Consider the following 20,154-nt stretch of genomic DNA (forward strand, 5'->3'; position numbering starts at 1 on the left):
CTGCCGCCTTGGGAGGGCTGAAATCTTGCCGATCGTCCGTCTGATCGACGGCATCAATGAGGTCGTCGGCCGCATTGTGTCCGTCGTCGCGCTCATCTTTGCCGCGATCATCATCTATGACGTATTCATGCGCTATGTGCTGGGCCAACCCACGCGGTGGGCCTTTGATGTCACCAAGCAGCTTTACGGGTTCTATTTCGTGATGCTGGGCGGCTATGCGCTGCGCCACCAGTCGCATGTGCGCGTCGACCTGCTGACCGCCCGCATGGGGCCGGGCCTGCGCCGTTGGGTCGAGATCGCGGGATACCTGATCTTCTTCTTTCCCTTCGCCTGGATCTTCGCGCGGCGCAGCTGGGATTTCGCGATGACCTCGTGGAACCAGGGAGAGCTGACCTACGGCGCCGTGCAGCTTCCGGTCTATCCGCTGAAGATGTCGATGTTCGCCGCTGCCTGCCTGCTGCTGATCCAGGGGATCAGCGAGGTGCTGAAACTTGCCCTGAACCGGGCCGACCATCTGGAGCCGCGCGATGTCGGGTGAAACGATTGCCCTCGTCATGTCGGGCCTTCTGGTGCTGGGCCTGTTCATGGGTCACCCGCTGGCATTCGTCCTGGGCGGAACGGCCGTGCTGGGCGCCTTCATTGCCGGCAAGCCGATGGTGCTGGGCATCGTCATCAACCGGATCTTCGGCGACGTGCTGGACAATTATGTCCTGATCGCCATCCCACTGTTCGTGCTGATGGCGCGGTTCCTGTCGGACAGCGGCGTCACCGACCGCATGTTCGAGGCGCTGCGCCACCTGATGGCCCGCGTCACCGGCGGGCTGGGACTGGCCGTCGTCTTCATCTCGATCCTGCTGGCGGCGACGACGGGCATCATCGGGGCGTCGATCACCGTGATGGGCATGATGGCCCTGCGCCCGATGCTGCAATACGGCTATGACAAGAGACTGGCCACGGGGTTGATCGGCGCATCGGGCTGCCTTGGCATCCTGATCCCGCCCTCGATCATGCTGATCCTGATGGCGTCCTATGCGCCGGGTCTGTCGGTGGGCCAGTTGTTTGCAGGAGCGATGATCCCCGGACTGCTGCTGGGGGTCATGTATGCGCTCTATGTCACCGCCATCGCCTGGCTGAAGCCGGACTGGGCGCCCAAGGTCGCCGAGGAAGAAAAGATCAGCCGCGGCGCCCTGTGGCGGATGCTGATTGTCGAGGCCGTGCCGCCGCTGATCCTGATCCTGGGCATCCTAGGCACGCTGCTGGCCGGCGTGGCCACCGCGACCGAAGCCAGCGCCATCGGTGCGGTGCTGGCCCTGCTGATCGTCATCGCGCGCGGCCGCTTCCAGTGGGCGACCTTCTATTCGGCGCTGCTCGAAACCGGGCGCACCAGCGCGATGATCCTCTTCATCGTCGTCGGCGCCACCGCCTTTACCGGCGTCTTCAACATCACCGGCGGGCTGCGCGCCAGCCAAGACCTGATCCGGGGGCTGGCCGACGATCCCTATACGCTGATCGCCGTCATGCTGCTGGTCGTGTTCATCTTGGGGATGTTCCTCGACTGGACCGGCATCGTGCTGCTGTCCTTCCCGATCTTCCTGCCACTGGTCGGAGAGATGGGGATCGACCCCTTGTGGTTCGTCGTCCTGATGGCGGTGGTGCTGCAGACCAGCTTCCTGTCGCCGCCCTTCGGATATGCGCTCTTCTACATGCGGGCGATCGCACCCCCCGACGTCACCACGAGCGACATCATCGTCGGCGTTCTGCCCTTCATCGGGCTGGTGCTTCTGATGTGCGTGCTGATGATCCTGTTCCCGGCGCTGGTCACCTGGCTGCCCATCACGCTCTATGGCTGACCCAAGCCGCTTTCACCAACGGAGGAGACCTTGATGAAACATTTGATGACCGCTGCCACGCTGGCTATGGCCGCCGCCACCCCGGCCCTGTCCGAAAACTGGACGATGACCACCACCTGGCCATCCAGCCTGGAGCTGATCGAGATCGACAAGCATTGGGTCGATCTGGCCAACAAGCTGGTCGACGACGACAAGCTGACCATCGAATTCTACGAGGGCGGCGCCCTGGTCCCCGCGGGCGAGGTCTTCGGCGCCGTCGAATCGGGCACCATCCAGGCCGGCGCCGACTGGCCGGGATACTGGGCGGGCCGCGACAGTGCTTTTTCGCCCCTGGCGACGACGGCCAGCCTCTTCAACGCGGTCGACTATGTGAACTGGATCCAGGAATGGGGCGGAGAAGAGCTCTATAACGAGGTCTACGGCAAGTTCGGCATGGTCTACCTGCCCTATGGCGTAACTAACAACGAGTCAGGCTTCCGCACCGTCAGCCAGCCGATCCGCACGCTGGAGGACCTGCAGGGCCTTCGCCTGCGCCTGTCGGGGCTGGAGCAGGGCAAGCTGCTGGAAAAGCTGGGCGGCAACCAGGTCAGCATGGCCGGCGGAGAGATCTATCAGTCTCTGGAACGCGGCGTGATCGACGGGGCCGAGTTCTCGACGCCCAACGTGGACTATTCGGGCGGCTTCCAGCAGGTGACGGATTTCTGGTCCACGCCCGGTTGGCACCAGTCGTCGTCGGTCTTCGGCGTGATGATCAACAAGGCCGCCTGGGATGCGCTGGACGAGGAAACGCAAGAGCGGCTGAAGATCGCCGCCGATGCCACCATGCTCTGGAGCCTGTCCTTCACCGAGAAGCGCGCGACCGAGGCCTATGGCCAGTTCCAAGAGGCCGGTACCGAGATCACCCGCCTGGACGACGCCGCGCTGGAGCAGGTGCAGCAGCTGGCCAACGAGACGATCACCGAGGTCGCCTGCGAAAACCCGCTGTCGGCCAAGGTCTATGCCAGCCAGCTGAGCTATCTGCAGGATTATTCGACCTGGCGCGATGCCTCGGCGCCGTTCAATCTGGGCCGGACGCCGAATGGCCCCGACCTGGCGGCGATCCAGGAATGCGCCAACTGACATCCGGCTGACGGAACGGACAAGTCACGGGCGGGGAACGATTTCCCCGCCCGCCTCGTTGACAGGGACTGCAAAGACAACCATCCTTCCCGTAATCAAGAGGACGACCATGGGCGACAAGACCTTGACCCGGATGGACTTGGCCGAGGCGGTGTTCCGCGACGTCGGCCTGTCGCGCCACGAATCGGCGCAGCTGGTCGAAAGCGTGCTGGGGCACATCTCCGACGCGCTGGTGCGGGGCGAGCAGGTCAAGATCTCGTCCTTCGGGACCTTCTCGGTCAGGGACAAGAACGAACGGATCGGCCGCAATCCCAAGACCGGGGAAGAGGTGCCGATCACCCCCCGCCGCGTCCTGTCGTTCCGTCCGTCGCATCTGATGAAGGATCGCGTGGCCGCAGGCAACAAGCGATAGGATCACCCGGGCAGGATGGCAAAGGGCAGCGAGGCATTTCGGTCGATCGGTGAGGTCGCCAAGCTGATCGGCGTCGCGCCCCATGTCCTGCGGTATTGGGAAACGCAGTTCCCGCTGCTGCGGCCGATGAAACGCCCCGACGGGCGCCGCTACTATCGACCGGCCGACCTGGCCCTGGCCGCCGGGCTGGTCGAGCTGCTGCGGGACGAGGGCCTGACCATCCGCGGCGCCCGCATGGCGCTGGCCCCCGACCGCGGAGAGGCCGTGCGCGCCCGCGGGCTTGCGCGTCTTTCCAGTCTGGCGGCGGACATACCGGCTGAAATCGCCACAATGCCCGACAATCTCGCGTCTGGCGGCGAGGGTGTATTTCAGGACGAACCTGCAACTGCACTTTCCGACCACCTGATGCCCCTGAGCGCCGCCGAGGCAGGCGCCCGGTCGGAGGTTCAGGAACCAGGCGTGGTGCAGGCGCCGGTTTTTCATGCCGCTGACCCCTCGCTGACGGCTGGCGAACCGGCCGCCATGCCTGTGACAGCCGCCCCGGTCGACGCATCTGCGTCAGACCTGTCGTCCAAACCGGACGCCGGAACGGTGCTGCAGAAAAATCCCCCGAATGGGAGTTCGGATCTGCTTGCCCAGGCCTCGGATCAGGCACCGGCGCTTTGGCTGCACCGTCTGACACATCTGGCGCGTCGCCTGCAGCAGGTCCATACTTTGGCGCCGGATGCGGTGCAGGCGCAAGGCTTCCGGCTTCTTCAGGCGATGCTTCGACTTTCGTGACGGCTTCGCGACATTCGGCGCAGATTTCCGCATTCTGGCCCTTGTGCCGGCCTGCTGGATCGCTCTATACGGTGCGCGTCGGGCCGTGGCGCAGCCTGGTTAGCGCGTCCGTCTGGGGGGCGGAAGGCCGAGAGTTCGAATCTCTCCGGCCCGACCATTCCGAAAACGCCTGTCCTCTTGCGGGGATGGGCGTTTCCCTTATCTGCAGCCGAGAGAGTCCAGGATGAACGGTGTTCTGCCCGACAGCGAGATCCGCAAGCTGATCGGGACGGGCGCGATCCGGTCGGATGCCCCGATCCTGGCCGAACAGATCCAGCCGGCCTCGCTCGACCTGCGACTTGGGGCGACGGCCTATCGCCTGCGAGCCAGCTTTCTGGCCGGGCGCGGACGGCGCATCGTCGATCGTCTGGCGGACTTTCAGATGCACCAGATGGACCTGACCGCCGGCGCGGTCCTGGAACGAGGTTGCGTTTATCTTGTGCCGCTGCAGGAAGGCATCGCCCTGCCCTTCGGACTGTCAGCCGTGGCGAACGCGAAATCCTCGACTGGCCGGCTGGACCTGCTGACGCGGCTGGTCACCGACGACGGGACCGAGTTCGACCGCCTGCCAGAGGGCTATGACGGCCCGCTCTATGCCGAGATCTGCCCGCGCAGCTTTTCGGTGCTGGTGCGCCCCGGCATGCGGCTGAACCAGCTGCGCCTGCGCCGGGGCCAGGCGGTGCTGACTGATGGTGAGCTGGTCGCCCTGAACGACCAGGAACCCCTTGTCGGCGGCGGCCCCGTGCTAATCGACCAGGGGCTGGGCTTTTCCGTCGATCTGCGGCCATCCGCGGGCGATCTGGTCGGATACCGCGCGCGTCCGCACAGCGGGGTCATCGACCTCGACCGCATCGGCGCTTATTCGGCCCGCGACTTCTGGGACGAGCTTCACACGACCGATGGCAGGCTGATCCTCGACCCTGGCGCGTTCTACATCCTCGTCAGCCGCGAATCGGTTGCGATTCCCGCCGATTACGCGGCCGAGATGGCGCCATATCTGGCCATGGTGGGCGAATTCCGCGTCCATTACGCAGGCTTCTTCGACCCTGGCTTCGGCATCGGACAGGAAGGCACCGGCGCGCGCGGCGTTCTTGAGGTTCGCTGCCATGAAGCGCCCTTCGTGCTGGAACATGGACAGGTCGTCGGGCGCCTCGTCTATGAACGCATGGCCGCCCGTCCCGACCGCCTCTATGGCGAGGGCATCAAGTCCAACTATCAGGGTCAGGGCCTCAAGCTCGCCAAGCAGTTCCGCTAGAGCGGGCCGGTCTGCCACAGGCGGACCTTCAGACCGCCATGCGCCACGATCGGCCCCGGCGCCTGCCAGGGTAGCCCGGTCGCCTTCGCCAGCCCCGCCTCGCTGGTCACGATGCCGATACGCCAGCCGTGAAAGCGGGTGCGGAACACCTCGCCCATCTGTGCGTGCAGGCCGAACAGCGGCCCCTTGTTGCCGATCCTGGTGCCATAGGGCGGGTTCAGGATGACGATGCCGCGGGGGCAGTCGGGTCGTTGCAGGTCGGCGATCTGGCCGACATCGAAACTGGCGATCTGCCCGACGCCGGCGCGGTCCGCATTGGCGCGGCTCATCCTGACGGCGCCAGGGTCCCTGTCGCTACCGAAGAAGCGGGTTGGGGTGTCGCGGCGCGTCGCGGATACCAGGCGGGCGATGGTCGCGGGGTCGTGATTCGCCAGCTTCTGGAACGCGAACCCGCGGCTGCGTCCGGCGACCAATCCCAAAGCGATCTCGGCAGCCTCAATGACGAAGGTACCCGAGCCGCACATCGGATCCAGCACGGTCTGGCTGCCGTCGAAGCCCATCTCGGCCAGGAACATCGCGGCCATGGTCTCGCGCAGGGGGGCCTTGGCGACGGCCTCCTTGTGGCCGCGCTTGTGCAGCGACCCGCCGGTCGTGTCGATGCTGAAGGTGACCAAGTCATCCTCGATCCGCGCCTTGAGAGTCACCGGGGCATCGGCCGCGATGGGTGCGCCCAGTTCCTCCGAGATGGCGCGCTCGATCCGCTGCGTGGCCGCGCCCGCGTGATAGATCTTCGAGGCGCGGCAGACCGTTTCCACCTTCACCGGCACGTCGGGGCGCAGCAGGTCAGCCCATGGAAACTTGCGCGCCCGCTTGTCCAGCTGCGCCAGGTGCATCGCGCGGAATCCGCCGATGCGCGCCAGCACCCGCGTCGCGCCGCGCAGCATCAGGTTGGCGCGCCAGACGTCTGGCCAGGTGCCGCGGATGGTGACGCCTCCGGGCTGGATCACGCCATGCCAACCCAGGGCCGCGGCCTCGGCCGCCAGCGGCGCCTCGAGGCCCGGCGTAGCGACGAGGAAGATGTCGAATTCGGTATCGCTCATCCTGCAGCCCTAGCCTGTGCCGCCGGGAATGGCGAGGGGCGTCAGCGGCGGGTCAGGCGGCTCAGCGTGCGCATCTTGCGGGCCAGATCTCGGGTCTGCTTGTCCCGGCGCTGGCCCCGCTGTCCCGGCTTCTTGCCGGACAGGGTATCCATGCCCTTGTTGATCCCCCAGTTCATCGCGCGGCGCGCGATCAGACGGGTGAACATGTTGAACAGCTGGTTCATATTCATCGGCGCCTTTCACTCCTCCTCGAAGAGGTCCTCGGCCGGATGATCCGGCTCGTCCTCCTCGATATCGGGGGCGTCCCCCGTGCCTGCAAGGGGCAGGCCCAGCCCCTCGGCCGGCGGCCGCGATTCAAGCAGGCCAGCGGCCCGCAGTTCGGCCAGTCCCGGCAGGTCGCGCGCTGATTCAAGGCCGAAGTGGTCGAGGAACGTCTCGGTGACGACATAGGTCGCCGGGCGGCCGGGCGTCATCCGCCGCCGCCCCACGCGCACCCACTCCATCTCGATCAGCTGGTCCAGCGTGCCGCGGCTGACGGCGACGCCGCGGATCTCTTCGATCTCGGCGCGGGTGACCGGCTGGTGATAGGCGATGATCGCCAGCGTTTCGACCGCCGCACGGGACAGGCGGCGGCTCTCGACGGTCTCCGTTTGCATCAGGAACGAAAGGTCCGGGGCGGTGCGAAAGGCGTGGCCGTCGCCGATCCGCTCCAGCACCACGCCGCGACCCTGATACGCGCGGCGAAGGCCCGCCAGCGCCTCGGCCGGGTCGCAGCCATACGGCAGGCGGGCGGCGAGGTCGCGCACAGTCATGGGCTGGGCGCTGGCGAACAGGATCGCCTCGACCATGCGTTCCTGCTGGGGCATGGGCGGGGGCGGAAAGTCAGGCGCGGTCGTCATGGGGTCTGTGCCGATAGCTGATGGGCGCGAAGGTGTCGGCCTGCCGTATCTCCAGCCGGCCCTGCCGTGCAAGCTCCAGCGAGGCCGCGAAGGTCGCGGCAGTTGCGCTGCGGCGGCGCTTGGGATCGCCGGCCCAGCCCTCGGGCAGGAAGACCGACAGATCGGTCCACTCGCCGGTGAAGCCGATCAGGCGCCGCAGCCGCTCCAGCGCCTGTTCCATCGTGAAGACGTCATGGCGGTCAAACGCGTACGGGCGAAATTCGTCCTTCGTCTTCAAACGCGCATAGGCGCGCATCAGGTCAATCAGGCCCGCCTGCCACTGGGTCCGCCGAGTCCTGGCGACGGTTTCGGGCGCGCCACGCGGGAAACGCGATTGCCCCAGCCGGTCGCGGCCCATCAGTTGCGCGGCCACACGGCGCATGGCGGCCAGACGCTCTAGCTGAAAGGCGAGGTGCTGGGCCATGTCCTCGGCCGAGGGGCCTTCGGCTTCGGGGTCCGGGGGCAACAGCAGCCGGGATTTCAGGAAGGCTAGCCAGGCCGCCATGACCAGGTAATCGGCCGCCAGTTCGATCCGCAGGGCGCGGGCGCGTTCGACGAAATCCAGGTACTGCTCCGCGAGGTCCAGCACGCGGATCTTCAGCAGGTCGACCTTCTGCGTGCGAGCCAGCGTCAGCAGCAGGTCCAAGGGGCCTTCATAGCCGTCGACATCGACGATCAGCGCCTCCTCGGCGCGGCGCTGCGCGACTTGGTCGGCATCAAGTCCGTCCCGTGAAACAGGGGTCAGGTAGGGCACGTCGGGTCTGGCCAAGCGGCGCTCCTTGCTTCGCCCAAGGGTTCTGCCGCGGCGTTCCCGTGTCAAGTCAGCAGCGCGCGAAGCTCGGCCGTCAGAGCGGTGATGTCGGTCGCCTGGATTGGGCAGCGGAGCGCCAGCGCCGCATCGGCCCGGCGGCAGGCCTCGGGCGACATCGCGGCCGCGGCGGCGACCACGGGCTGCATCTGCGCCACCGTGCCGTTGCAGTGCAGCACCAGGTCGCAACCGGCAGAGATGGCCGCGGCGGCACGCTCGGGTTCAGTCCCCGACAGGGCGTTCATGGTGATATCGTCCGTCATCAACAGCCCGTCGAACCCGATCCGGTCGCGGATCAGGCCGATCATGCGGGCAGAGGCCGTCGCCGGCGCACCGTCCAGCGCCGTGAAGCGGATGTGGGCCGTCATTCCCATCGGCAGGTCGTTCAGCGCCCGGAACGGCGCGAAGTCACGCTCCAGCTCCTCTTCTGGCGCATCGACCACGGGCAGATCGTGGTGGCTGTCGGCCACGGCGCGGCCGTGACCCGGCATGTGCTTCATCACGGGAAGGACGCCCGCCGCCAGCATGCCATCGGCGGCGGCACGACCCAGTTCGGCGACCGTCGCCGGATCCATGCCAAGGCAGCGGCTGCGGAGGAACGGGTGGGTCTCTGCCTGCGCGACGTCCAGCGTCGGCGCGCAGTTCGAATCGATGCCCACCGCACGCAGTTCCTGCGCGATCAAGTGATAGCGCAGCCACATCGCCCGAGCACCCGCCGGTGCCTGGTCCAGGGGCTCGGGCCAGTCCGCCCAGTGCTGGCCGCGCAGGCGCTGGACGCGTCCACCCTCCTGGTCGACGGTGATGACCGCCTCTCGGCCGACGGCATCGCGCAGGTCCGAGGTCAGGCGCAAGAGCTGTTGCGGGTTGTCGACGTTGCGCCCGAAGAGGATGAACCCCCATGGATCGGCATCGCGGAAGAAGGCGGCTTCGTCGGGCGACAGCGTCAGCCCGCCGATCCCCCCCAGGATCGTGGCATTCGCCGCCACATCAGCCGCCGAGCGCCAGGCAGTCGGTTCCGGAGGATTGCAGCGCCGAACAGAACTGCCGCGCCTCGCTGATCGAACCGAAGCCCGCCACGCGCAGGCGCCAGAAGGTGCGGCCGTTCGACTGGTGTTCCTGGATGACCGGTGCCTTTCCCGAAAACAGCGACCCGTTGCGGCCCGACAGGCGCTGCCATTCGCCTTGGGCGATGTCATTGCTGTCAAAGGCGCCAACCTGCACGACCGGTCCGCTGGCCGAGCTGGCGGCGGGAGCGGGCGCAGGTGCTGGGGCTGAGGCAGGCGCAGGTGCCGGGGCGGCGGCGGCCGGCGCGGGTGTCGGCGCGGCGGCGGAGGCTGCAGCAACCTGCACAACGCGCGGGCGCGGAGCCGGGCGGGGCGAGGCGACCAGGATGCCGGGGTTGGCCTGAGCCTGGGCTTGTGCCAGCGCCTCGGCGATGGCGGCGGCCTGGGCGGGCTGGCCATTCTCGTCGGTGACGACTTCGGTCACCGGGCCCTCGGTCGCGGGCGCGTCGATGATCGCGGCCTGATCGACCGCCTCGTCTGCCAGCGCGCGTTCGGCAGCGGCGGCGGCCTCGGCCTCGGCCATGGCGCGGGCTTCGCTGTCGGAAAGGGGCATCACCGGATCTCCGGCGAAGGTCAGCGGCGTTTCCGACGGGTTCGCCGGTTCGTGCGCGGTCGCGCCAAGTTCGCCCATGGCGACGTCATCCTCGGCCAGCCCCACGGCGGCGGGGGCGATGGCGACCTGGTCGATCGGCGCCGCGGCTTCGCCGCCAGCAACGGTGTTGATGGCCAGGCCCGTGTGGTTCGTCAGCTCTCCGCCGGGGTTTTCGGGCGTGGTTCGGGCCTCGCCTTCGACCGCGCGGATGACAGGGACGGCGGACACGTCCCGCGATACCAGCTGCCAACCCCAGGCGAGCAGCACCACCATCAGCGCGACCGAGGCGACGGCGCCCACGTAATGCGTCAGCCGCGCCAGCCGTGCCGACAGGCTGTCCGGCGCGGGGCCAGCCTCGTGCCGCAGCCCGGTGCGATCCGCGTCGCGGCTGTCGGTCCAGCCCGCCTGGTCATACGAGAATTCGCGCTTCACCTTGTGACGCGAGAACACATAGCCGCCTTCGCGGAAGTCCATTACTGCCATGTCTGCCTGCCTGCCGGTTGTTCCGGGTTCACTTTTGCCTGCTTCAACCACGGCCGGCAGTGGCGCTGTTGATCAGCGCATCTCTTCCGCCGGCGTGACCCCAAGAATACCAAGCCCGCTTGAAATCACAACGCCAACAGCCCGGACGAGCGCAATTTTTCCTTGCGACGTGGCCGGATCGCCATCCTGGATGAAGCGCAGCGACAGGTCCTCGTTCCCGCGGTTCCACAGCGAATGCAGGTCCGACGCGATGTCATAGAGGAAGAAGGCCACCCGGTGCGGTTCATGGGCGCGGGCGGCATGTTCGACCAGACGCGGCCATTCGGCGACCTTGCGCGCCAGTTCCAGTTCCGCCGGGTGCGACAGGACCGACAGGTCGGCCCCGGCCAGCGCGGCGTCGCTCACGTCGATTCCCGCCTCGGACGCGCGGCGCAGGACGGAATGGACGCGGGCGCTGGCGTACTGGACATACCAGACGGGGTTGTCCTTCGACTGCTCCAGCACCTTGGCGAAGTCGAAATCCAGCGCCGCATCGTTCTTGCGCGTAAGCATGATGAAGCGGGTGACATCGGCGCCCGCCTCCTCGACCACGTCGCGCAGCGTGACGAAGGTGCCGGCGCGCTTGGACATCTTGAACGGCTCGCCGTTCTTGAACAGCTTGACCAGCTGGATCAGCTTGATGTCCAGCGGCACGCGGCTGTTCGACAGCGCCTTCACCGCCGCCTGCATCCGCTTGACATAGCCGCCGTGGTCAGCGCCGAAGACGTCGATTAGCTGATCGAAGCCGCGGTCGATCTTGTCCCAGTGATAGGCGATGTCGGGTGCGAAATAGGTCCAGGCCCCGTCGGACTTCTGGATCGGACGGTCGACGTCATCGCCATGGGCGGACGACCGGAACAGCAGCTGCTCACGCTCTTCCCAGTCCTCGGGCAGCTTGCCCTTCGGTGGTTCCAGGACACCGCGATAGATCAGGTCCATGCCGCGCAGACGCTCGATCGCGGCTTCGATCCGGCCGGTGCCGTAAAGCGCCTTTTCGCTGGAATAGACATCCATCTCCACGCCGAGCGCGGCCAGGTCGCCGCGGATCTCGGCCATCATCGCCTGCGTGGCGAATTCGCGGATCGGTGCCAGCCATTCCTCCTCGGGGCGGTCCAGCAGGCTGTCGCCATATTCGACCTTCAACGCCTCTCCGACCGGGATCAGATAGTCGCCCGGATAGAGCCCTTCGCGGATCTCGGGCTCCAGCCCGTTGGCCTCGCGATAGCGTTCATAGGCCGACCGCGCCAGCACGTCGACCTGCGCGCCGCCGTCGTTGATGTAGTATTCGCGCGTCACGTCATGCCCGGAAAAGGCCAGAAGCCGCGCCAGGGCATCACCGAAGACCGCGCCGCGGACATGGCCCACATGCATCGGGCCGGTGGGGTTGGCGCTGACGAATTCGACGTTGACCTTCTGCCCCGCGCCCAGGTCAGAGCGTCCGAATTCCGTCCCGGCCTTCAATGCCGCCTTGACGATGTCCTGCCACACGACGGGCGACAGCCGCAGGTTCAGGAAGCCCGGCCCCGCGACCTCGGCGGCGGCGATGCGCCGGTCGGTCAGGCGCGCGGCCAGCTTGTCGGCGATGTCGCGCGGCTTCATGCCGGCGGGCTTGGCCAGCACCATCGCGGCGTTGGTGGCCATGTCTCCATGCGCCGGATCGCGCGGTGGCTCGACCGTAACATTGGCGGTGTCCAGGCCTGCGGGCAGTTCGCCCGCGGCGGCCATCTGATCCAGCGCCTCGACGACGACGCCGCGGAGATCCGTGAAAAGGTTCATGTGAAGCTTCCTGATTGACCCCCGCGGGTTAACGCCAGAGGTCGCCCGAGGTCAACCGAAAGCCCCCTCAGCTGCCAGTTTCACCCCTCTCGCGCCGTTCGCGTGCCACATCGGCGGCCTCGGCCGCCAGTTCCGGATCGGGCGCATCCGAGGGTTCGGAAAGTTCGGGCGGCAGGAACGCCGTGATCCAGTCGCCGGCCTGCACCGTCACCGGCTGGTCGGGACCGGCAAAGCGCAGCACGCCCGCCTTGGTGACTACTGCGAAGGGCTCGGCGCCGGGACGTTCGGCCTGCCAGTCGTCCATGTCGTATTCCTCGGACAGTCGCGTGCTGCGCAGCGTCCAGCCCTCGGCCAGGCGCTGGTTCACGGCCTCGAAGGTGGGGCGGCCTGCCAGGCGCTGTCCGCCCAGCTGCGCCGGCAACGCATGGCGCGAGCGGTCGCGCACGCGGCTGATCTGCCAGACGGCGTCGCGGCCCAGGTCCGGCCCCAGGTCGGTGGCGACCAGGGTGTTGTAGGCGTCGTTGTCGGACGCGGCCAGAACGACCGGATAGGCGATGAATTCGACCTGATGCTCGGCGGCCTCGCCCAGGATGTCGCCATAGTAGGTCTGAAGCCCGGCGTTGCGGGCAGGCGTCAGGTGCTGGCGGTTCGTGTCGGCGATCAGCGTGTCGACGCCCGCTTTCTCAAGCGCCTGCGACAGCGCCACGGCGAATGGCGATCCGCCGACGATCAAGAGGCCCGGACGCTCGGGTCCCGACAGGCCAAGCCGCCGCGCCATGGGCGCCAGGGTGAAGCCGTGGATGATCACGGTCGCCAGCACGATGATGAATGACAGGGGCGCCAGCGTCGCGCCGTCCTCGATCCCCGCCTCGACCAGCTTGGCCCCGAAGAGGCCCGAGACCGCGACCATGACGACGCCGCGCGGCCCCGTCAGGGCGATCAGCCAGCGCTCCTTCATCGGCAGCTGCGTGCCGATCAGCGGCAGCATCACCTGCAGCGGACGCGCCAGCGCCACTGTGAATACCACGAACAGCGCGGCCCGCCAGGTCAGCTGCCCCAGGGTTGCGAAGTCCATCGATGCGGCCATCAGAACAAAGACACCCGACACCAGCAGGACCGTGGCATGTTCCTTGAAACGGTGCAGCTCGACATAGGAAGACAGCTTGGCATTCGCCAGCATCATGCCCATGATCGTCACCGCCAGAAGGCCGGTTTCATGCAGCACGCTGTCGGTGGCCGCGAAGACAGCGATGACGCTGACGAACAGCACCGGCACCTTCATGTATTCCGGCACCCAGGCCCGGGCGAAGGCCAGCGCCATGCCCTTGCCCGCGACCCAGCCCGTCACCGCCGCAAAGCCGATCCCGGTGCCCAGCAGCCAGGCCGCCGCGCCGACCGAGACGCCGGTTTCAAGGACCAGCACCACCTCGAGCACGAGAACCGCGATCAGGACGCCAATCGGGTCGTTCAGGATCGCCTCCCATTGCAGGACCTGTGCGGGGCGCGTGCGCAGGCGAGCCTGGCGCAGCATGGGCGCAATCACCGTAGGGCCGGTCACCACCATGACGCCGCCAAAGACCGCCGCCGACTGCCAGGACAGCCCGACCGCCAGCCACAGGACCAGCGCGGACAGCGCCCAGCCCAGTGGTGCGCCGACGAAGACCAGCCGCCGCACCGGCGCGCGCGCGTCGCGCAGTCGGGCATAATCCAGGGTCAGGCCGCCCTCGAACAGGATGATGGCGACCGCCACGGCGATCAGCGGGCGATAGATCGGGCCAAGGTCGCGCTCTGGCAGGAACCAGCCCAGCACGGGGCCGACCAGCAGGCCGATGCCCAGCATCAGCACGATGGCGGGCAGCCGCATCCGCCAAGCCAGCCACTGCGCGCCCACCCCAAGGACACCCACCAGCGCCACCACCTGCACCGGGCTCAGGCCCTGAATGACTTCGCCTTCCATCCGGGCTCCTTCGCTTGCACCGTCGCTGACAAGCGCGTTCCGGGGCCAGTGGTTCCGATCAGGCCCGCCGACGCAAAAGATTGACGTGGCAACGTCTTTCGTTTAGGGAACGCGGGCCTGCATCCGGCAGGCATGAAGGCGGGGCGTCGAAGACTGCGTCCCAACTTTGCCGCCAGGCGCAGGACGCGCGCGGCATGGAACGCATCGCGCCAGAAACCGGCGCGGCTTATTGGAAAGCCCCGAATGACGAAATTCGCTGATCTGAAGCTTGACCCCAAGGTGCTGCAGGCCGTGCACGAAGCCGGCTACGAAAGCCCGACGCCCATTCAGCAAGGCGCGATTCCGCCGGCGCTGGAAGGCCGCGACGTGCTGGGGATCGCTCAGACCGGAACGGGCAAGACGGCCAGCTTCACGCTGCCGATGATCACCCTGCTGGGTCGCGGCCGGGCGCGTGCGCGGATGCCGCGGTCGCTGGTCCTCTGCCCGACCCGCGAACTGGCCGCCCAGGTGGCCGAGAACTTCGACGTCTATGCCAGGCACACCCGGCTGACGAAGGCGCTGCTGATCGGCGGCGTCAGCTTCGGCGAACAGGACAAGCTGATCGACCGCGGCGTGGACGTGCTGATCGCCACGCCGGGCCGGCTGCTGGATCATTTCGAACGTGGCAAGCTGCTTCTGACCGGCGTGCAGATCATGGTCGTGGACGAGGCTGACCGCATGCTGGACATGGGCTTCATCCCCGATATCGAGCGGATCTTCCAGCTGACGCCCTTCACGCGCCAGACGCTGTTCTTCAGCGCCACCATGGCCCCCGAGATCGAGCGCATCACCAACACCTTCCTCCATTCGCCCGAACGGGTCGAGGTCGCCCGCCAGGCCACCGCCAGCGAGACGATCACGCAGCGCCTGATCGAGATCGCGCCGGCCCGTCGCGACGCCGCTGCCAAGCAGAAGCGCGACCTGCTGCGCGCCCTGATCGACGCCGAGGGCGAGGGGCTGACCAACGCCATCGTCTTCTGCAACCGCAAGACTGACGTTGACATCGTCGCCAAGTCGCTGGCCAAACATGGCTATGACGCCGCCCCCATCCACGGCGATCTGGACCAGAGCCAGCGGACCCGAACGCTGGAATCCTTCCGCGACGGCAAGCTGCGCCTGCTGATCGCGTCCGACGTGGCGGCGCGGGGCCTCGACATCCCGGCGGTCAGCCACGTCTTCAACTATGACCTGCCCAGCCATGCCGAGGATTATGTCCACCGCATCGGCCGCACGGGCCGTGCGGGTCGCCTGGGAACCGCCGTCAGCATCTCGACCCCCTCGGACGAGAAGTATCTGACAGCCATCGAAGGGCTGCTGAAGACCTCGCTGCCGCGGGCCGAGGCGCCGGCCGGCTTCACCGCCGCCGGGTCCGAGGCCGCACCGGCCGAACGCGAAGGCCGCAAGGGCGGCTCGCGCGACCGCAGCCGCCGCCGCCGCCGCGACGACGACCGGCCCGAGGTTGCCGCCGAAGCCGCGCCCGAACCCGCGCGTCCGCGCGCCGAAGCTCGGCCCGAACCCCGCCGGGAAGAGCCGCGCCGCGATGATCGTCGGGGCGACCGCCGAGATGGTCGGCGCGGGCGCGATCAGGACGGCCGCGGCCAAGACCGTGGCCAGCCGATCGTCGGCATGGGCGATCACGTCCCGCAGTTCATGCTGGTCGAGCTTCGCACCGAGCTTGCGTCATCAGAGCCCGCCGCCGACCCTGTGGCCGAAACGCAACCGCAGCCGGCGCCGGCGGAATCTGCAGCCAAGCCCGCCAGCCGCCGGTCCCGTGGTCGGCGCAAGCCCGAGGCGCCCGCCGCCGAAGCCGCGCCCGAGGTTGCGCGCCAGCCTGAAGCGGTGATCGTCGAAAAAACGCCCGCCCAGGCCGAGGCTCCGGCCGCCGAAGCGGCAGAAACCGCCGCCGAGGTCGCGTCGAAGCCCAAGCGCACGCGTCGCAAGAAGACTGACGACGCGGTTCCCGAAGCCGAAGCGCCCAAGCCAGCGCGCACCCGCCGCAAGAAGCCCGAACCCGAGGCGGCATCCGAGGAGACGGCCGAGAAGCCCAAGCGCACCCGCCGCAAGAAGGCCGACGATGCCGCCGCCCCCGAAGCCGAGGCACCTAAGCCCGCGCGCGCCCGCCGCAAGAAGGCCGAACCCGAAGCCGCAGCCGAGGAGCCGGCCGAGAAACCCAAGCGCACCCGCCGCAAGAAGGCCGAGGCCGAGCCTGCCGCCGAACAGACGCGGGATGCCGACGCCGAGGCGTGATGGCTGGCGCCGGCTCAAGCCTCTACCTGCCACGACTGACGCGCAGGGGCCGCCCGCCCCTGCGCCGACTTCTGTCTGACGCCGGACTGGGGGCCATCGCGGCCTTGGGCCTTGCGCCTTTCGGACTCTGGGCAATAACCCCCGTCGCATTCTCCATCCTTCTGTGGCGCATGATGGCGGCCCGTCCGGGGGCGGTTTTCTGGCACGCACTGGCAGCCGGCTTCGGCTGGTTCGCGCTGGCCCTGTCCTGGATCGTCGAGCCTTTCCTGGTCGAGCCCGAAATCTATGGCTGGATGGCGCCCTTCGCCCTGCTGCTGATGGCCCTTGGCGGAGCACTCTTCTGGGCGCTGCCGTCCTGGGCCGCCGCCGGCTTTTCCTCGGGCCGCAGCCGCCTGTTGGCCGTCGCGGCCGCCCTGATCCTGTCCGACTGGCTGAGAGGCTGGATCTTCACCGGCTTTCCCTGGGCGCTGATCGGCCATGCCTGGATCGACACTCCGGTCGCCCAACTGGCGGCCTGGTTCGGTGCGCCGGGGCTTGGGGCGCTGACAATGGCGCTGGCGCTGCTGCCGCACCTGGCGCGACGCGGGGCCGCGACCGGCGTCGCCGCCATCCTGCCGGGTCTGGCCTTGGCGCTGCTCGTGACTGGGGCGGCCTGGGCGGCGGGCCTGTCACGATTGGCCGCGCCCGGCCCCGCCGACACCGACGTCATGCTGCGGATTGTCCAGCCCAACGCCACGCAGCACCTGAAGTGGGACCCCGAATGGTCGCAGGTCTTCTTCCAGCGGCTCATCGACCTTTCGGCCGAACCCGGCCCCCGCGATCTGGTCATCTGGCCCGAGACCGCGGTGAACTTTCTTCTGGACGAGGCCGGCGCCGTGCTGCCTGCGATGTCCGACGCCGCGGGCGCCCCGCTGGTCATGGGCATCCAGCGCCGCGATGGCAGCCGGTTCTACAACAGTTTGGCTGTCATCGGGCAAGGCGGCCGGGTCGGGCAGATCTACGACAAGTTCCATCTCGTCCCGTTTGGCGAATACATCCCCTGGGGGGATGCGCTGTCGCGGGTAGGGATAAGCGCCTTCGCCGCCCAGCAGGGGAACGGCTATTCCGCCGGCCCGGGGCCGGCGATCCTCTCGGCGCCGGGTGTTCCTGATTTCCAGCCGCTGGTCTGCTACGAGGCGATCTTCCCACAGCATCTCCGCGGCCTCGACGACCGGCCCGGCTGGCTCCTGCAGGCGACCAACGATGCCTGGTTCGGGCGCATCTCTGGCCCCTACCAGCACCTTGCCCAGGCCCGAATGCGCGCGATCGAGACGGGCCTGCCGCTGATCCGTGCCGCCAATACCGGCGTCAGCGCGGTCGTCGATTCCCGCGGCACGATCCGCGACAGCCTTGATTTGAACACGCAGGGCAAGATCGACGCGCGACTGCCGAGCGCCCTGCCGCCGACGCCGTGGATGCGCTGGGGCAACATTCCGGTCGTGACAGCGCTGACCCTGATCCTGCTGATCATCGGTCTTGCACGCCGCCCGGTCCTGCGTCGGTCCTGAAATATCCGCCGGGGAGTCGCGCAGCGACGGGGGCGGCAGCCCCCTTGCCCTTGTCCCAGCGGATCAATCGCGGATGAATCGGCTGTCCTTGATCTGATCCCAGGCCCAGACCACCTCCGACAGGCGATCCTCGTCCGACCGGTCGCCGCCGTTCATGTCGGGATGCAGGTCCTTGACCAGCGACTTGTACTGCTTGCGGATTTCCGTGCGCGTCCAGCTGTCCTTCGCCTCGAGGATGTCCAGCGCCCGACGCTCGGTCGGGGGCAGCTTGCGGGCCGCCGACTGGGCGCGGGCCTCGGGCGCGGTGCCGTTTGCGCCCAGGATTTCCAGCGGGTCGCTGACCCCGTGACGGGCCCACTTGTCCTCCTGGGCCGACTTGCCGAAGGGCTTGGTCGGACGTTCCCAAACCGTGGCGTTGTCGATGAACTGCTGGAACTCTTCCTCGGACTGGCCCTGGAAATAGTTCCAGTTCGCATTGTATTCGCGCACGTGTTCCTTGCAGAACCAGAAATAGTCATCAAGGTTGCGAGGGTTCTTGGGTGCGCGGTACTGGCCGGGCTCGTTGCAGCCCTCGCGTTCGCAGATGCGGGTCGATGTCTCGAAGGCGCCGGACATCCCGCGCCGCCCCTTGGTCTTGCGCTTCTTGTCCTTGGCGGCGGAAATGTCGAAACCGAACGGGTCGTTCTTGCTCATGGAGGGGCACCTTTGCGACTCGGAGGCGGCAGTTTAGGGTATTTGGCGGCACATGAAAGGCCTTGACGAAAGGATGACCGGATGATCGCCGACAAGATGCGCACTAGACTGGCCGCCCTGCGCCCCACCACGCTGGAGATTCGTGACGACAGCGAAAGCCACCGCGGGCATGCAGGCTTTCGTGAGGGCGGAGAGAGCCATTTCCATATCCGCATCGCCTCGCCCATGTTCAAGGGGATGTCGCGGCTGCAGCAGCACCGTCTGGTCCATGCCACGCTTGGCGACATCGTGCCGCAGATCCATGCTCTGTCGCTGGATTTGTCTGAAAGCTGACGCGTTAGCGCCGTCACCCTTGCCGCCCCCTTTCCGGCCCCCTAAGACACCGATGAAGGCAAGGAGAGAGGGACCAGCCACATGACCGCGCCCAAGGATTTCAACGACCGGATGCTGTCACTGGGCCTCGCCCGCGTCAGCGAGGCCGCAGCCCACGCCTCGGCCCGCCTGATCGGCCGCGGCGACGAGAAGGCCGCCGACCAGGCCGCCGTCAACGCCATGCGCGACCAGCTGAACATGCTGGACATCAAGGGCGTCGTCGTCATCGGCGAGGGCGAGCGCGATGAGGCGCCGATGCTGTTCATCGGCGAAGAGGTCGGCACCGGCGACGGCCCCGAAGTTGACATCGCGCTGGACCCGCTTGAAGGGACCACGCTGACCGCCAAGGACATGCCGAACGCGCTGACCGTCATCGCCATGGCGCCGCGGGGGACGCTGCTGCACGCGCCAGACGTTTATATGGACAAGCTGGCGATCGGTCCGGGCTATCCGACCGACGTGATCAGCCTGGACATGAGCCCGGCCGAGCGGGTCCATGCTTTGGCAAAGGCACGCGGCGTCAATCCCGGTGATATCACGGTGTGCATCCTGGAACGCCCTCGGCACGAGGACATGATCGCCGAGGTCCGCGAGACAGGCGCCGCGATCCGCCTGATCACCGACGGCGACGTGGCCGGCGTGATCCACACGGCCGAGGCCGAACTGACCGGCATCGACATGTACATGGGATCGGGCGGTGCGCCCGAGGGCGTCCTGGCGGCGTCGGCGCTGAAATGCATGGGCGGCCAGATGTGGGGCCGGCTGCTGTTCCGCAACGACGACGAGAAGGGCCGCGCCCGCAAGGCCGGGATCACCGACCTGGATCGCATCTATTCCCGCGACGATCTGGTGACGGCCGACGTGATCTTCGCGGCGACCGGGGTCACCAACGGGTCGATCGTGGCCGGCGTCAAGCGCGAGCCCGGCTATCTGACGACCGAGACGATCCTGATGCGGTCCAAGACCGGATCGGTGCGGCGGATGATCTATCGCAATCCGATCAAGTGAGGTATGGGGGGCGCTGCCCCCCGTCCCGTTCCGGGA

19 protein-coding genes and 1 tRNA gene are annotated in these 20,154 nt (G+C 67.7%); 11 read left to right on the forward strand and 9 right to left on the reverse strand.

All coding sequences use genetic code 11. From position 1 onward, the window contains the following. Window positions 1-25: 25 nt before the first annotated feature. The 7 genes from OC184_RS01400 to OC184_RS01430 all read left to right on the forward strand — a co-directional run bounded on the left by OC184_RS01400 (window position 26) and on the right by OC184_RS01430 (window position 5,455). Window positions 26-538 carry a TRAP transporter small permease subunit gene (locus OC184_RS01400; protein ID WP_265505392.1) on the forward strand — a complete coding sequence of 171 codons (513 nt, stop codon included), beginning with the start codon at window positions 26-28 and terminating at the stop codon, window positions 536-538. Then, on the forward strand, window positions 528-1,850 hold the full coding sequence (locus tag OC184_RS01405; protein WP_265505393.1) for a TRAP transporter large permease: 1,323 nt from the start codon (window positions 528-530) through the stop codon (window positions 1,848-1,850). Before OC184_RS01400 ends, OC184_RS01405 begins: the two co-directional genes overlap by 11 nt. Window positions 1,851-1,883: 33 nt before the next feature. After that, the gene (gene dctP, locus OC184_RS01410; RefSeq protein ID WP_265505394.1) at window positions 1,884-2,969 is read left to right on the forward strand and encodes a TRAP transporter substrate-binding protein DctP; all 1,086 of its coding nucleotides are present in this window, start codon (window positions 1,884-1,886) and stop codon (window positions 2,967-2,969) included. Between the two features lie 109 nt (window positions 2,970-3,078). Next, window positions 3,079-3,381 (forward strand): integration host factor subunit alpha, encoded by a 303-nt coding sequence (gene ihfA, locus OC184_RS01415; protein WP_265505395.1) that lies wholly within the window; start codon window positions 3,079-3,081, stop codon window positions 3,379-3,381. A gap of 15 nt (window positions 3,382-3,396) precedes the next feature. Next, entirely contained in the window at window positions 3,397-4,161 is a 765-nt protein-coding gene (locus tag OC184_RS01420) for a MerR family transcriptional regulator (protein ID WP_265505396.1), read from the forward strand. A gap of 79 nt (window positions 4,162-4,240) precedes the next feature. Beyond that, a tRNA-Pro gene (locus tag OC184_RS01425) sits at window positions 4,241-4,318 on the forward strand. A gap of 66 nt (window positions 4,319-4,384) precedes the next feature. After that, complete coding sequence (locus OC184_RS01430) at window positions 4,385-5,455, forward strand: 2'-deoxycytidine 5'-triphosphate deaminase (RefSeq protein ID WP_265505397.1); 1,071 nt, start codon at window positions 4,385-4,387, stop codon at window positions 5,453-5,455. Here OC184_RS01430 and OC184_RS01435 read toward each other — a convergent pair. From OC184_RS01435 to OC184_RS01470, 8 genes are all read right to left on the reverse strand, one after another. Next, window positions 5,452-6,555, reverse strand: a complete 1,104-nt coding sequence (locus OC184_RS01435; RefSeq protein WP_265505398.1) for a THUMP domain-containing class I SAM-dependent RNA methyltransferase — start codon at window positions 6,553-6,555, stop codon at window positions 5,452-5,454. The genes OC184_RS01430 and OC184_RS01435 overlap by 4 nt on opposite strands. 41 nt (window positions 6,556-6,596) lie before the next feature. Beyond that, window positions 6,597-6,779 carry a hypothetical protein gene (locus OC184_RS01440; RefSeq protein ID WP_265505400.1) on the reverse strand — a complete coding sequence of 61 codons (183 nt, stop codon included), beginning with the start codon at window positions 6,777-6,779 and terminating at the stop codon, window positions 6,597-6,599. Window positions 6,780-6,794: 15 nt separating this feature from the next. Then, window positions 6,795-7,454: an SMC-Scp complex subunit ScpB gene (scpB, locus tag OC184_RS01445; protein ID WP_265505402.1), complete on the reverse strand. Its 660-nt coding sequence runs from the start codon at window positions 7,452-7,454 to the stop codon at window positions 6,795-6,797. After that, entirely contained in the window at window positions 7,438-8,238 is an 801-nt protein-coding gene (locus tag OC184_RS01450; protein ID WP_265505520.1) for a segregation and condensation protein A, read from the reverse strand. The genes scpB and OC184_RS01450 overlap by 17 nt, the downstream gene beginning before the upstream one ends. A gap of 71 nt (window positions 8,239-8,309) precedes the next feature. Then, entirely contained in the window at window positions 8,310-9,287 is a 978-nt protein-coding gene (locus tag OC184_RS01455) for a glycoside hydrolase family 3 N-terminal domain-containing protein (RefSeq protein ID WP_378925725.1), read from the reverse strand. A 1-nt stretch (window position 9,288) separates the two neighbouring features. Next, window positions 9,289-10,440 carry an SPOR domain-containing protein gene (locus OC184_RS01460; RefSeq protein WP_265505404.1) on the reverse strand — a complete coding sequence of 384 codons (1,152 nt, stop codon included), beginning with the start codon at window positions 10,438-10,440 and terminating at the stop codon, window positions 9,289-9,291. Window positions 10,441-10,512: 72 nt separating this feature from the next. Then, window positions 10,513-12,255 (reverse strand): arginine--tRNA ligase, encoded by a 1,743-nt coding sequence (gene argS, locus OC184_RS01465; protein ID WP_265505405.1) that lies wholly within the window; start codon window positions 12,253-12,255, stop codon window positions 10,513-10,515. Window positions 12,256-12,322: 67 nt separating this feature from the next. Next, window positions 12,323-14,212: a cation:proton antiporter gene (locus OC184_RS01470; RefSeq protein ID WP_265505407.1), complete on the reverse strand. Its 1,890-nt coding sequence runs from the start codon at window positions 14,210-14,212 to the stop codon at window positions 12,323-12,325. 243 nt (window positions 14,213-14,455) lie between these two features. Between OC184_RS01470 and OC184_RS01475 the strand changes: the two genes are divergently transcribed. Both OC184_RS01475 and lnt read left to right on the forward strand, forming a co-directional pair. Further along, entirely contained in the window at window positions 14,456-16,498 is a 2,043-nt protein-coding gene (locus OC184_RS01475) for a DEAD/DEAH box helicase (protein WP_407674384.1), read from the forward strand. After that, a complete protein-coding gene (gene lnt / locus OC184_RS01480; protein ID WP_265505408.1) occupies window positions 16,498-18,045 on the forward strand; it encodes an apolipoprotein N-acyltransferase in 1,548 nt (515 codons plus the stop codon). The genes OC184_RS01475 and lnt overlap by 1 nt, the downstream gene beginning before the upstream one ends. Before the next feature lie 63 nt (window positions 18,046-18,108). On the opposite strand, the gene OC184_RS01485 is transcribed toward lnt, so the two are convergent. Next, the gene (locus OC184_RS01485) at window positions 18,109-18,738 is read right to left on the reverse strand and encodes a J domain-containing protein (protein ID WP_265505409.1); all 630 of its coding nucleotides are present in this window, start codon (window positions 18,736-18,738) and stop codon (window positions 18,109-18,111) included. Window positions 18,739-18,819: 81 nt separating this feature from the next. On the opposite strand from OC184_RS01485, the gene OC184_RS01490 reads away from it, so the two are divergent. After that, window positions 18,820-19,071, forward strand: coding sequence for a BolA family protein (locus OC184_RS01490; RefSeq protein ID WP_265505410.1), 252 nt, complete (start codon window positions 18,820-18,822; stop codon window positions 19,069-19,071). An 81-nt stretch (window positions 19,072-19,152) separates the two neighbouring features. Beyond that, a complete protein-coding gene (gene glpX, locus OC184_RS01495; RefSeq protein ID WP_265505411.1) occupies window positions 19,153-20,118 on the forward strand; it encodes a class II fructose-bisphosphatase in 966 nt (321 codons plus the stop codon). The last annotated feature ends 36 nt before the right edge of the window (window positions 20,119-20,154 follow it).

Origin of the sequence: Paracoccus rhizosphaerae (assembly GCF_026162645.1) — a bacterium.
Lineage (GTDB): Bacteria > Pseudomonadota > Alphaproteobacteria > Rhodobacterales > Rhodobacteraceae > Paracoccus > Paracoccus rhizosphaerae.

What these genes read in the sequence shown, in the direction of transcription:
- OC184_RS01420 (WP_265505396.1), top strand. Translation starts at nt 3,397, where the DNA reads ATGGCAAAGGGCAGCGAGGCATTTCGGTCGATCGGTGAGGTCGCCAAG.
- OC184_RS01470 (WP_265505407.1), bottom strand. Translation starts at nt 14,212, where the DNA reads ATGGAAGGCGAAGTCATTCAGGGCCTGAGCCCGGTGCAGGTGGTGGCG.
- scpB (WP_265505402.1), bottom strand. Translation starts at nt 7,454, where the DNA reads ATGACGACCGCGCCTGACTTTCCGCCCCCGCCCATGCCCCAGCAGGAA.
- OC184_RS01475 (WP_407674384.1), top strand. Translation starts at nt 14,456, where the DNA reads ATGACGAAATTCGCTGATCTGAAGCTTGACCCCAAGGTGCTGCAGGCC.
- OC184_RS01490 (WP_265505410.1), top strand. Translation starts at nt 18,820, where the DNA reads ATGATCGCCGACAAGATGCGCACTAGACTGGCCGCCCTGCGCCCCACC.
- OC184_RS01440 (WP_265505400.1), bottom strand. Translation starts at nt 6,779, where the DNA reads ATGAACCAGCTGTTCAACATGTTCACCCGTCTGATCGCGCGCCGCGCG.
- dctP (WP_265505394.1), top strand. Translation starts at nt 1,884, where the DNA reads ATGAAACATTTGATGACCGCTGCCACGCTGGCTATGGCCGCCGCCACC.
- OC184_RS01485 (WP_265505409.1), bottom strand. Translation starts at nt 18,738, where the DNA reads ATGAGCAAGAACGACCCGTTCGGTTTCGACATTTCCGCCGCCAAGGAC.
- OC184_RS01460 (WP_265505404.1), bottom strand. Translation starts at nt 10,440, where the DNA reads ATGGCAGTAATGGACTTCCGCGAAGGCGGCTATGTGTTCTCGCGTCAC.
- OC184_RS01430 (WP_265505397.1), top strand. Translation starts at nt 4,385, where the DNA reads ATGAACGGTGTTCTGCCCGACAGCGAGATCCGCAAGCTGATCGGGACG.
- ihfA (WP_265505395.1), top strand. Translation starts at nt 3,079, where the DNA reads ATGGGCGACAAGACCTTGACCCGGATGGACTTGGCCGAGGCGGTGTTC.
- glpX (WP_265505411.1), top strand. Translation starts at nt 19,153, where the DNA reads ATGACCGCGCCCAAGGATTTCAACGACCGGATGCTGTCACTGGGCCTC.
- OC184_RS01405 (WP_265505393.1), top strand. Translation starts at nt 528, where the DNA reads ATGTCGGGTGAAACGATTGCCCTCGTCATGTCGGGCCTTCTGGTGCTG.
- OC184_RS01435 (WP_265505398.1), bottom strand. Translation starts at nt 6,555, where the DNA reads ATGAGCGATACCGAATTCGACATCTTCCTCGTCGCTACGCCGGGCCTC.
- argS (WP_265505405.1), bottom strand. Translation starts at nt 12,255, where the DNA reads ATGAACCTTTTCACGGATCTCCGCGGCGTCGTCGTCGAGGCGCTGGAT.
- lnt (WP_265505408.1), top strand. Translation starts at nt 16,498, where the DNA reads ATGGCTGGCGCCGGCTCAAGCCTCTACCTGCCACGACTGACGCGCAGG.